This is a genomic window from Paenibacillus hubeiensis (assembly GCF_032334105.1).
Lineage (GTDB): Bacteria > Bacillota > Bacilli > Paenibacillales > Paenibacillaceae > Paenibacillus > Paenibacillus hubeiensis.
On the sequence record NZ_JAVYAE020000006.1, the window covers coordinates 20,969 to 34,228 of the forward strand.

General features: G+C 50.4%; 8 protein-coding genes. 6 read left to right on the forward strand and 2 right to left on the reverse strand.

All coding sequences use genetic code 11. The features are described from left to right. Window positions 1-56: 56 nt before the first annotated feature. The gene (locus RSX24_RS17040; protein ID WP_236413382.1) at window positions 57-242 is read right to left on the reverse strand and encodes an aspartyl-phosphate phosphatase Spo0E family protein; all 186 of its coding nucleotides are present in this window, start codon (window positions 240-242) and stop codon (window positions 57-59) included. Between the two features lie 531 nt (window positions 243-773). Further along, on the reverse strand, window positions 774-5,969 hold the full coding sequence (locus RSX24_RS17045) for a rhamnogalacturonan lyase family protein (protein ID WP_343261266.1): 5,196 nt from the start codon (window positions 5,967-5,969) through the stop codon (window positions 774-776). A gap of 444 nt (window positions 5,970-6,413) precedes the next feature. Between RSX24_RS17045 and RSX24_RS17050 the strand changes: the two genes are divergently transcribed. The 6 genes from RSX24_RS17050 to RSX24_RS17075 all read left to right on the forward strand — a co-directional run bounded on the left by RSX24_RS17050 (window position 6,414) and on the right by RSX24_RS17075 (window position 13,217). Continuing rightward, the gene (locus RSX24_RS17050; protein WP_236413383.1) at window positions 6,414-7,037 is read left to right on the forward strand and encodes an acetate uptake transporter; all 624 of its coding nucleotides are present in this window, start codon (window positions 6,414-6,416) and stop codon (window positions 7,035-7,037) included. Window positions 7,038-7,359: 322 nt separating this feature from the next. After that, complete coding sequence (locus tag RSX24_RS17055; protein ID WP_343261267.1) at window positions 7,360-9,138, forward strand: cache domain-containing sensor histidine kinase; 1,779 nt, start codon at window positions 7,360-7,362, stop codon at window positions 9,136-9,138. Then, complete coding sequence (locus tag RSX24_RS17060) at window positions 9,113-9,904, forward strand: response regulator transcription factor (protein ID WP_343261268.1); 792 nt, start codon at window positions 9,113-9,115, stop codon at window positions 9,902-9,904. The genes RSX24_RS17055 and RSX24_RS17060 overlap by 26 nt, the downstream gene beginning before the upstream one ends. A gap of 152 nt (window positions 9,905-10,056) precedes the next feature. Then, window positions 10,057-11,352 (forward strand): extracellular solute-binding protein, encoded by a 1,296-nt coding sequence (locus RSX24_RS17065; protein ID WP_343261269.1) that lies wholly within the window; start codon window positions 10,057-10,059, stop codon window positions 11,350-11,352. A gap of 90 nt (window positions 11,353-11,442) precedes the next feature. Continuing rightward, a complete protein-coding gene (locus RSX24_RS17070; protein WP_236413388.1) occupies window positions 11,443-12,324 on the forward strand; it encodes a carbohydrate ABC transporter permease in 882 nt (293 codons plus the stop codon). 14 nt (window positions 12,325-12,338) lie between these two features. After that, the gene (locus RSX24_RS17075; RefSeq protein WP_339275212.1) at window positions 12,339-13,217 is read left to right on the forward strand and encodes a carbohydrate ABC transporter permease; all 879 of its coding nucleotides are present in this window, start codon (window positions 12,339-12,341) and stop codon (window positions 13,215-13,217) included. Window positions 13,218-13,260 lie beyond the last annotated feature (43 nt).

The window sequence follows — 13,260 nt, forward strand, 5'->3', positions numbered from 1 at the left end:
ATTTGCATGTCCGCATTGGGATAAAGCTATATGAAAAAGAAGATTAGCATGAGAAATTAAATCGGCCTGACCCCAGCCTTGCTTCCATGTTTTCGATGATATTCGTTGATCAGCTCGTCCAATGCCATGGACTGCCGAATGACATCCGGATGCCCTAGCCCACCTTTGTTATGTTCCACCAGCATGTGCAGGTTATGTCTCGCTTTTTCGATTTGACTTTTCAGATCCAAACTCATTACCATCACCCGAGACCTCCTTAATACTGTGATATAGTTTAGGTTTTGCTGTCAATCTTCGGTTGGATTAACATATGGCATCATCGGCTCGGGTGCGGCTGCATCACCCATTTTTTGAGATTCTTTACGGATATAGTAACACATTAAGGCACAATTTGACTCTATAATATCAAAAAATAATGACGAAAAACCCCAAATCCCCCCTCATTCATAGCCATATATGGGATCACATCGTTAATAGGCGTCTATATATTGTGTTCTAGTACAACATGAATCGAATGCTGCAAAATACTAGAAATGGAGTAATAACCCGATGGATTACGATCACAAATTCCAATGTGACTATACTGTGAATATTACCCACTTGTCGCTTTTTATGACATCACATTTGCAAGAAAAATGAATTTCTAGTCCATGCAGACAAAAAAGCACCCCTCTGTCGAGATTCGACCCGCATGGGCCGACCCAGATTGCAGAGAGGTGCTTCTCCTCATTTGCCAACCGATCAATTCGTTATCGCTTTGTGATCTGGATTATTCAAGGTCTGACGGTTACCTTCAAGACATCACTCTTTACCGATCCACTTTCATTGATCCATTCCACAACATACTCATATTCCCCCGGAGCTCTGTCCGAGATCGTCACCTTCGCCTCTTGGGCATTAGGCGTGGCTGCCGTCAGCGTCTGTGCATCGATCTCTGCTCCGTTCTCATACAGGCGATATGAGGTAGCATTGGTGCCCCACCACATATTGATGGTAATGATGTAATTGCCGTCGCCATCCCAATTGTCGGATGAAAGCACAGGTTGGCCTGGCGATGCATCCGCAACCGTCACGGTGAGCGGCGCACATTCGGTCGTCCCTTTGGCATTTATCAGCTCACACGTGTAAACATATGTGCCGTTGACTCGTCCTGAAATGTCCGTGACCGCCTTCTGGGCCGATGGCGTCGACGCAGCAAGCTGCTGGGTATCGATCAGCTCGCCGTTCTCATACAATTTGTATTCGGTACCGTTGTTTCCCCACCACATGTTCATCGTGATCGTATAACTTCCATCAGCGAGGCCGCCTCCATGCGTGTTATTATCGGACAACACCGGCATTCCCGGTGCCCCGTCTGCCTGATCCGCAGTCACGACCGTCACTTCGACCGACAATTCGGTGGCCAGACCGGCTCCATTCACCGCTCGTGCAGTGAACTTGTGCTTGCCGACCAGACCCTTCAGACTGATTTCGTCACCCTGTTTCACCAGCTCCCCATCCCAGGTCAGCACCAGTTGGGTAATGCCCGATTCGGGATCTTCGGCTTGGACGTCCACCTTCAATACTTCATCTTCCTTCATTTTCTCTGCAGGCAGTCCGGAAATGACCGGAGGGGTTGTATCCTCGGGGGCTTGCGGTTCACCGACATAGCGGATGCTCGGTGCTGCAGGCTGTTCCATGCCTACGCCAAGATGAAAACCCGTATGCGGCGGTTGGTTATAGGCAACATTTTGCCATGCTACGCCAAGACGATACACCGGGTCATGCATCAGCGTGCGAATTCTCACGTCCGTCTCATCCGTTGTCGTGTAGATGCGGAGCTCCGAGCTGTCCTCGCTGCGCCACATCACTTCCTCGCGCCAATCGCCGAACAGGTCAGCCTGCAAGCTCGGATTGGCTTTGGTGCCGTTATTGGAGGCTGATCCCGCAGCCGTGAGCAGGTTCACCGTGGTTTGATTTTCGTAGTCCCATTTGTCGACTCGAATACCGTCCTGCAGCTCGCGCAGCAGGTCCCCGTCCCACCAGATGCCGAAATTCGTGGAAGAAGGAATATTCGCGGAGATCAGTTCCCCCTGCGCATTGTACAGACCGGTAATCGGGATATGCTGTTCATTCGTAATGGTTGCAGCCCATACTTCCGATCCCGGGTAATTCGGATCGATGTCTGCCGCCATACCGCGTCCGGTATCCATGCCGGTGAATACGCCCCAAAGCACTTCTCCTGTCGCTGCATCGCGCATTTCCATTCCGTACTGCGAGCTTTTGTTCTCGTGCACGCCGAACACTTCCAATCCCGAACGCGTCGGATCCAGATCGCTTAAATGCATGGCATCCCCGTGGCCGAGCTTGGTGTTGTACAACGGTTTGCCGTCATCATCGATCGCCATGGCACCAAACGTAATTTCGTCCTTGCCATCTCCGTCGACGTCGGCAACCGACAAATTATGATTGCCTTGACCGGCATACTCCGCGTGCCCGTCATCATTGGAATCGAAACGCCATACCTGGCTGAGTTTGCCGTCGCGGAAGTTATAGGTTGCAAGCACGGTGCGCGTATAATAACCGCGGCTGAACATGGCGCTTGGACGTTCCCCGTCCACATAAGCTACCGCTGCCAGGAAGCGGTCTACGCGATTGCCGTATCCGTCTCCCCATGAAGCCACGTCCCCACGCGGCGGATCATAGTCCACCGTATCGAGAGCAGCTCCGGTCTTGCCGTCAAACACGGTGAGGAACTCGTCGCCGAGCAAAACATACCCCGAGCTGTTGCGGTGGTCGGCATCGGCGTCGCCAATCACCTTGCCCTGCCCGTCGACGGTGCCGTCGGCAGTACGCATCATCAGCTCTGCCCGGCCATCGCCGTCAAAGTCGTATACCAAGAACGGAGAGTAGTGAGCCCCTGCGCGAATATTCCGCCCCATGTCGATGCGCCACAGCCTGGTTCCGTCCAGCTTGTAAGCGTCCATGTACACGATGCCCGTGTATCCGGCCTGGGAGTTGTCTTTAGCGTTAGATGGATACCACATCAGCACGATCTCGTACTCTCCGTCACCGTCCAGGTCACCCACGCTGGCATCGCCAGCATGGTACGTATATGGCTGACCATCTTTCGTATAGGCATCCGCTGGCTTCTGCAGCGGTATCGGCAAATACTGCTCCTGCCATACGCCGAACTCCTTGGTCGCCGCTTTTTCAATGCCATTCAACACACTTGTAATGCGGTATTTGGAATTCTCCGTTCCTTCCGCATCGGTATAGTTCGTGCTATTCGCGATCGGCTCCTCATTCAGCTTTTCTCCGTCGCGATATACGTTGAATGCAATGGATTCAGGGTCGAGGCCCAGCATGCGCCAGCCGAGATAGTTGCCGTTATCCGTCCGAACCGCTACCGGTGCGCGATCCAAATACTCCATCTCGCGTTCCAGCTTCGTTGCGACAGGCGTCTCAAGGACGGCCGACAGCTCCGATACGCCGCCCGCATTGACGGAAGCGACTTTGTAGTAATAAGGAATCGTGCTCAGAATCGTGGAATCCGTATATGCCGTTTCTTTGGTTCGACCGATCAGGTCGTAAGGTCCGTCTGCCTTGACCGCGCGATAAATCTGATATGAACGTGCGCCTGCAGCTTCATTCCAGCCGATGGTGGCATCGTTCTTGTTAATGTTCTGCAACGTTAAGCCGGAAGGCACTTCGGCTTTGTCGACGGTGGAATCAATGGTCGATACGGACAAGGCATTGGAAGTTACCGATTCCGTCCCCGTGCTGTCCACGGCTGTAACCGTGTATACATATTCTCCGCCCAGCTCCACTTCGTTGTCCACGTAGACGGTCTCTGCCGTCGTAACCAGCAGCTCGGCCTTGGAGGCTCCGCGGGATTGGCGATACACCTTGTACTCGGCCGCATCCGCCGCCGCTTCCCATGAAAGGGCAGCCGTAATCGGATCGGCGTCGAGGTTCAATTCATCCAGCTTCAGGTTTGCGGGAGCCGTCAATACGGGCGTGATCTCGATCCCGTTCAAATGCGCCGTTTGTCCGCTGAACACCAGATTCATCTGTCCATCCTGAACCGTGACTTGGTTGAACACCTTTTCGGCAATATTTTGGGCTCCGGAGGAGACGGTACCGTAATCTTTGCCTTCGATGTTAACGTTCGTTCTGGCCGATCCGATCCAGTCGCCCGTATACGTCTTCACCGAGTACGTTCCGTTCGGCAAATCCACCTTGAATTCGTACGACCCGCCGAAATAAATGACGAAATCGCGGCGCAGGTCATCGGTGGCGCTGCCACGGTCCCGATCAGCCATATTGGCTGAAGAGGTCAGGCCGTAACCCCGTTCCTGCGTATAAATCGTATTCCGATTGACCTCGGTGTACCCTGCAGCTACCGGCGAGCCGACCGGGCCGAAATCATAACGGTAATTGGCCGATTTGGTCGTAAAGCCGACTTCATCCGAAGCTTCCGATTCGCCGCGTCCGTTCACGGCAGTAACTCGAACGGTGTAGGATTGTCCTTCGGCCAATCCGCTAAGCGTAAGCGTAGGCACGGTGGCCGTTCCTGCCAGCTTGTAGGCTGATTCCGGCTCGGATGCCAGTTTCCGGTACACTTTGTAAATATCAGCGGCGTCATCAGCCGTCCATTTCAACACAGCCCCTGCGTTGCTGATGCTGCCTGCTCTAAGATCCTGCGGTTTGGCCGGCACTTCGGCCGGAACCTGCGCATCCTTGACGGCGGCGGACAACGGAAGGTCCAGCTCACGGATGGCACCGGCAACAAGCCTTGCGATCTGGATCGCTCCGTATTCCTGGAAGTGGGTATTATCCGTTGCGCCGTTCGGGAAGGCCTGGTAGATACCCGCCGGCACATGAAGGAATACCGACAAGGTCGCCTCCGGCCCGATGGAATCGTAATATGCGATGCTAAGCGCGCTGAGATCGATCAATTTCACGTTTTTCTCGGCCGCGACTTCCTTCATCGCCTGCACGTATTCAGGGAAGGACACATTAAATTTGCCCGTATCCGCGTTGAAATCGCGGCGTCCCATCGGCGTCACCAGAATTGGCGTAGCACCCCGCTGCTCCACCCCGTCTATGTAAGTTTTCAGGTAGTTTTTGTAATCGGCGGGTGAGGCGTAGCGATCGGGAACGCTGATCGTTGCGTCGTTATGCCCGAATTGAACCAGTAGGTAATCGCCCGGACGAATGGCGCGCAAAATTTCATCCAGCCTGCCTTGGAAAATAAATGACTTGGAGCTGCGTCCGCCGATGGAATGGTTTTTGATCTCCACGGCATCACTGAAGAACGATGGCAGCATCTGGCCGTATCCGGCTTGAGGTTTCCAGTACGGGTCATACGTCTGCATGGTGGAATCGCCCGCAAGGTACAGCACCGGTTTGCTCCCGGCCTCCCGCTCAGGCAACCTTTCAATCGTAAGCGCATTCAATTTGGCGGCCGTTCCGGCGAACTCAAAGTTCATCTGCCCGTCCACCAGCGCAATGTCGAAGCTCATCTCCAAAAATTCACCAGCCGCTTTGGCCGTGGGCAGCACCTTATCCATGCTCTCCACCTTGATGGCAATGTCCGTATTCCCTTGCGGGTCGCCCGCCACCAGGGAAACGGTGTAATCGCCATTCGGCAAATCAACCTTGAAGCCTGCTCCTTCGGCCAGCAAGGCAAAGTCCGATTTGATCGGATCTTCCGTGCCCCGATCCTGTACCGTAACTTTAGACAGATCCGTGAAGCCGTAACCCGCCCCGGCAGAATAAGCAGCGCTCGCGTCAACCGCCGTATATCCGTCTGCCGTCCCTCCCGAACCGAAGTCGTATTTATGAAAGATTGCATCGGCAGCATCCCCTTCGGAAGCAGCCGCACTTACCGTTGTCATGCCAAACATCGTCCCCCAGCCTATGCTGGAGATGGTAAACACCCATATGAGCAAGATCAAGCCGATTCGTCGCGTCTTCGCGATCATCAATACCCATCCTTTCGTCATCTCATGATTGAATGATTACAGACAAATTGATGAAACCACTAAACAAGTAAGCGCTTGCAATATGTCGTATCCAACGTTTTTCTTCTCTGATTTATGTCATTTCCGGGCCCCGCATCGGCCCTCCCGCTTCCCTCCCCATACCAAAAGTAAATTACTTTCTAGATACTATCCTTTCTCCCAGGGAATGAACATGTAATTTTCCGTCTTCTTCCATTAAAAAACCGATTTTTTGATGTATTACCCTTGCTCAAAACCGTTTCAGTGGATCAGCACCGCCATAGCGATAAATGTCCTTTTCAATCATCAACCATTCAGTTACAATAGGGCAATGTGTGTCCGGACCCGGCGGATACAAAATTAAACCATTCAAGGATGTATGCTTCGCACCATCCGATTTGAACCATTGGAGGCTTATCAACAACTATGCAAACCGATTCACGCACTCAAGTCAAAATCATAAACGCCGATCCCAGCGCGATGGGATTATTCGGGCTGGCCATCGTCACTTTGGTCGCCTCTTCCCAAAAGCTCGGCATCACGGAAGGGCTTAGCTACGCGATCCCATGGGCGATTTTCCTCGGCGCGTTCGCGCAATTGTTCGCTTGCATTCAAGATTCGAAAAGAAATAACACCTTCGGTACAACGGCCTTTGGCGCATACGCATTTTTCTGGTTTGCGATGGGGGCAAACTGGCTGATCAAAATGGGCGTGTTCGGCTCCACTCTTGCGGAACAAACCGATGGCAAGCAGCTCGGATTCGCTTTTGCCGGATATTTGATCTTCACCCTGTTCATGACGCTGGGCGCCGTGGAAGCGAACAAGGTATTGCTGATCATTTTCATTCTGATCGATTTCCTGTTCCTGGGCCTTACCTTCGACGCCTTCGGCATTGCCCCGCATATTTTCCATACCATTGCAGCCTATGCCGAGCTGTGCATCGGAATCGTATCATTGTACGGTACGGGAGCTTCGGTGCTGAACGCCCACTTCGGGCGAACGTTCCTGCCCGTTGGTGGACCATCCGGCATTTTCAAAGCCAAGGCTTAATAATATAGAAACCGTATAACTAAACCACACCAGGCTACTGCGATTGCAGTACCATTTTCCGATCGCTGTTATCCTTTTCGAAGGGGTGTCCCGAAAGTCATCATCGATGACTGAGGGACGCCCCTCTTTTGTTCAATGCTCGAACATTTCCCCATTTCATTCAAGCACTTTTCCTTTTCAAGCATCGGGAAGATGAAGGTATTGTCGAACGAAGAAGAACGAATTAGAATTTGAGAATGTGCAGCTGACGTCACATCGAAGTTAAAAGACCGCTAACAATTAAAATGTAAGCACTTACAGATTGAAAGGAAACGTGAACCTCATGATCGATTCCCGTAATTTAAACACACTTCGCAATCAAATTTTTATCGGGTCCCTATTTGTCATGATGCTTGTTCTCGGCTCCATTGCTTTTATTCTGTATCAGCAGGTTTCCGTTCTGCTTAGAAACAATGCGGAAAGCCACATTGAGCAGACCGCTATTCAGACAACAGGCAAGCTGGAGGCTTTAGTGAGCCAAATTGATACCTGGACCTCTCAAGTCGCGACGGATCCTTCTGTCCAGCTTTACTTGGCTCAGGAGTCCGCAGGCAGGACACTCAGCTTTACAGAGAGACAAAACCTGCAGGAAGAGGTGCGCAAGCTGGAAGCTTACGCAGCCTCCATCCGCTCCATCGAAATTTACACGAAGGAATACCGTAGACTTCTGCCGCTGGATGATGTGCAGCTGGATCAGCGCGTAGAACACGGACTAGTGGATGAAGCAGATCGAGCACAGGGCAGACTGGTCTGGTTCGGCATTGATCCGCGGGATTCTCACAGTGTCGTTGCGATCCGCAACATCAGACTGATCAACCAGTCGTTTGAGGCAGCCGGTTATTTGGTCGTACGTATCGATAAAAGCTACTTTCAGCTCACGGATACCCAATCCAACAGCAATCGGCCGCTGGAGTACATGAATCTGTTCGACGGAGCCGGCAAGCCTATTTCGATCGCTCCCATGCCAGGCATCAGCGCGAATATTCAAGCGCACCAGCTTCAATCTTCCATTCAGCTGGACGGTAAATCGTATATCACGGTGACGAAGCCTTCGGAAAAGACAGGCTGGAACCTGGTCATTTTATCCCCGGCAGATTACAAGGCAGAGGGCATCAGCCTGCTTCAAACCGTCATTATCGTTTCAGGCATTGGAGGCGCCCTGCTGTTCATCATCCTGTCCTTTTTTCTATCTACAATGATTACGAAGCCCATTCTGAACTTGATTAAGGTGATGCGGAATTCCAAATTCGGGACGTTAAAGCCAAGTACAGTTACCTCTGCCACACTTGAAATACGGGAGCTGAACAACACATACAATCAGATGGTGGACAGAATGAATGAGCTCGTAGAGGTCGTGTATCAAAAAGAAATTTTGCAAAGCCGTACAGAGCTTAAAGCGCTTCAGTCTCAGATCAACCCCCATTTCTTGTTTAACACGCTGGAAGCCTTCTACTGGGCGCTTGACGAAAAAGGAGAGGATGAGCTGGCTGAGAGTGTCATTGCGATGTCCGGTCTGTTTCGCTATGTCATTAACCGGGGGGATGAGGACGAGTGGGTGGCTATAGATCATGAGCTGACGCATGCTGAGCGTTACTTGACGATTATGAATATCCGGATGGGAGACAGGCTCTCCTGGAGTATCACATGCGATCCTTCATTACGATCTGTTCCTATACCCAAGCTGCTGATTCAGCCCCTTGTCGAAAATGCCATTCTACATGGAATTGAACAGCAAGTCGGCCCAGGGAGCATTGAGCTGACGGTTTCTCCATCAGAACGTCCGGGATATACGCAGATTATAGTCAAAGACAGCGGACCGGGAATGGACGACGAGAAGATTCAATCCCTATACACGGCCATGAAAGAAGGACGTTCGGCTTCTTCAAAAGGAAAGGGCATCGGCATTGCCAACATCTACGGAAGATTAAAGCTTAGCTACAGCACCAAGGAACCTGAAATGCGTATAACGAGCCAAGCAGGAAAAGGAACCGTCATTGCACTTACGATACCAAATGAACCGGGAGGGTCTTTTTATCATGAAGACAATACTCATTGTGGATGATGAACCGAGAACCAGAGAAGGCATACGGAAAACGCTAGAATCTTGGTCATCCGGACAGCACACGATCCATATTTTATCGAGTGCAGTAGAAGCATTGGCATGGCTGCAGGTGAATCATGCCCATCTTGTCATTACCGATATTCGCATGCCGGAAATCAGCGGGCTCGATTTGATTGAACAAATCCATTCGTCCCCCTCCCCTCCTGTCGTTATTGTCATTTCAGGGCATGCCGAGTTTGATTACGCCCAAAGAGCGCTGAAATACGGTGTAGTCGAATATTTACTCAAGCCGATCGACAAGAAGAAGCTCGTTGCGGCGGCGGAGCTGGCTCTTAAGCGTTATGAGGACCGGAACCAAGTAGAGCAGATGAAAAAGCTGGTCGATCCAAAATTGATGGAGACCGCTCAAGAGAATCGTATGTACAGCACATCGATTCGGGAAGCGATGGATTACCTTGATCAGCATCTGAACGAGCCGGTATCCCTGCGTGATCTGTCCCGGGTGCTTCATATGAATACAAGCTATCTTAGTTCCCTGTTCAAGGAGCAAACCGGCCTTACCTTCAGCGATTATATGACTCGCAAGAGACTTCAACGCGCCAAGGAGCTCCTCGTGAATACGAGACTTTCCATTAACGAGATTTCGGAGCTCGTCGGATACCAGACTCCGAAATATTTTGTGAAAGTGTTTCGAACAGCGGAGAATGTAAGCCCGGGCAGGTATAGAGCGAATCTGCAAACCAGCTCGGAGGAGAAAATCCAATAAAAGTGGTATTACACCCAAAGCCTGTTACGTTATGCGCTTACAAAAGCTTTGCTACAATTCAACTAGAGTCGATAAAGCGGTTTCACAACCGACCAAGATCAATAAGCAAAGGGGATGTAAACGTGTTCAAATCTAGTAAAAAGTGGACGTTTATGATCATGACGCTATGCTTCGCCATCGCGCTTGCCGGCTGTGGCAGCAGCGGCAGCAATGGCAGCGCAAATGGAGATGAAGGTGTCTCGGACGGCGATAAAACAACAATCAGCTTTATGCATCTGTGGCCTGAGGGTGTATCTGCCGGACAAAATAAAATCGTAAATCAAATTATTCAAGATTACCAGACAGAAAACCCGAATGTAACGATCAAGACAGAAGTGCTGGACAACGAACAGTATAAAAACAAGCTGAAGGTACTCTCTGCTTCCAATGAATTGCCTGATGTCGGCATTACCTGGGCTGCAGGCTTTATGGCCCCTTATGTTGAAGGCGGACTGTTCACTCCGTTAGATGATCTGCTGGACGGTGATTTAAGCGGAAAATTTGTAGAAGGAACAACGGAAGCCTTCAATATCGATGGCAAGACATACGGTCTGCCGCTGGAGTTTAACATTACCCCTGTTTTCTACAACAAGGCTATTTTTGAACAGTATGGACTGGAAACACCGCAATCGTATGATGAATTGAAACAGGTTATTACTACTCTTACCGACAACGGTGTTGCTCCCATTGCGCTCGGCAATAAGGACCGCTGGACAGGATCTCTCATTTACATGTTCCTTGCTGAACGCTTTGGCGGACAAGAGGCGCTTGCTAAAGCGATTAACGGCGAAGGCTCCTTCTCCGATGAAGGCTTGCTCAAAGCGGCAGCTGAAGTACAGTCACTCGTAGACAGCAACGCTTTTATTAAAGGCTTTAACGGGCTTTCCAATGAAGAAGCCAAATCCGAGTTCCTGAATGGAAACGCAGCAATGTACATCATGAGTACTTGGGAGCTTCCTAACTTTACAACGAACGAGGAAATCCCTCAGGAATTCCGCGACAGCGTCGGTTTCTTTAAATTCCCTGCAGTCGAAGGCGGCAAAGGAAGCGTTGACAGCTGGGTAGGCGGACCCGGCGTAGGATTGTTCGTATCTGAGAATTCCAAAGTCAAAGAAGAAGCAAAGAAATTCGTAGAGTATTTTGTAGCTAAATGGGGTGAGCAATCTGTTACCGGCGCAGGTGTGATCCCGGCAACTAAAGTAGACACTGCTTCACTTGAGCTCCCTCAGCTGTATATTGACTTGTTCAACGAAATGAACAAAGCAACCAGCATTACTTTGTATGCCGATGTGCAGATGCAGGCATCAGCGGCTGAAACCCATCTGAATCAAATCCAGGCATTGTTTGGCAAAGCGGTGACTCCTGAAAACTTCGCTGCCGAGCATGACAAGGCTATTTCCGGGAAGTAACCAACAAGAAAACCATCAAAATCAGGTGAGCTGGCCCGGTTCTTGCACCGGGTCAGCTTATTATGCAGAACGGAAAGGAGTTTGACTCAAATGGATAAGGTAATGTCTAACAAGAAGATGATCGCACTCTACGTCCTTCCATCCCTGCTGTTAATTTTGGTGCTCGTTTATATCCCGATTCTGTTAACTGGATATTACGGCCTGCATGAATGGAACGGAATAGGCGCCATGAAATTTATCGGATTGGATCACTATAAGGAGCTGCTGCAGGACAGCGTATTTTGGAGCAGCGCTTGGCACTCCCTCTTGCTCGCTTTCTTCTCAGGCTTAAGCTTGATTATATATCTGGCTGTGGCTATGGTTGTAGCGGGTCGCATTAAGGGAGCTAATCTGTTCCGCAAAATCTATCTCGTCCCCATGCTGCTGTCCTCTGTTGCTATTGCACAGTTGTGGCTTCGGATGTACCATCCGACAAACGGGGTTATTAACAGCTTTCTGACGTCCATCGGCTTCGAGGACCCTCCTGCATGGCTGGCAGACCCTTCACTTGTACTGATTGCGCTCTTTATTCCCATCCTATGGCAGTATGCAGGTTTCTATATTCTGATCTACTACTCTGCACTGAAGAACATCCCGACATCGCTTGAAGAAGCGGCAAAAATCGACGGCGCTACAGGCATACAGATTGCCCTTAGAATCAAGCTTCCGCTTATTATGGAAGTCATTAAGGTTACCATCGTGCTATCCCTTGTGGGTTCGCTTAAATATTTTGACTTGATCTACGTCATGACAGGCGGCGGGCCAAACGGCTCAAGTGAAGTTATGGCCTCCTATATGTACAGCGAGGCATTTAAATCCTACGACTTCGGATACGGCAGCGCCATCGGCTTTTTCCTGCTCATTATCTGTCTTGTCGTGACCTGGATCATTCGTAAATTAACAGCGACCAAAGATACGATTCAATACTCATAAGGAGGTAACGCATCATGATGGAAAGCACTGCCCGGCTTGGCGGATCTGCGCAATCCGGTTCCGGTATACTAAAAAAGACCGGATATTCGCTTCTATACATTATATTGATCGGGGTTGCAGCATTCCAGCTGTTTCCACTCGTATGGCTGCTGCTCTTCTCGCTCAAAAATAACCAGGAGGTATTTAACCTGCCTCCGCTGTCTCTACCGGCAAATCCGAAGTGGGAAAACTATGCAAAGGTATGGAACTCAGGCAATATTGATGTTTACTTTTTCAACAGTGTTTGGATAACCGTGGCAGCAACAATCATCACCGTGGTGCTTGGAAGCCTAGTGACCTTTGCCATCACCCGGATGAAATGGAAGGGCAGCTCTCTTGTCCTCGGCCTGTTTATGGTCGCGATGATGATTCCTGTCCATTCCACATTAATTCCGTTGTTCAGCATGTTTAACAAGATCGGCCTGACGGATCATCCGCTTTCACTGGTGCTCTCCTATGTCGCCTTTAATATGCCGATTACGATTATGATCCTGCTGGGTTTCTATTATGCGCTTCCTAAAGAGGTCGAAGAAGCGGCCGTAATCGACGGATGCAGCGTTAACCGAATGTTTTTCCGCATCGTTCTTCCGATGACAAGCTCTGTTATTGCCACAACAGGAATCATCAACATGATTTATAACTGGAATGAATTCATCTTCGTAAATACGTTTATCAGCTCCGATCAATATAAAACACTGACCGTTGGCGTCCAGAACTTTATCGGCCAGTACACAACCGACTGGGGCGCCATCGGTGCGACGCTGATGATCAGTATTCTGCCGATTCTCGTTGCCTACATGTTCCTCAGCGACCGGATTGTTGAGGGAATGGCGGCCGGAGCCGTAAAAGGCTGATGTAGAACAGGCTGTCTATGCGATTAATACAAGAAGCTCCGAA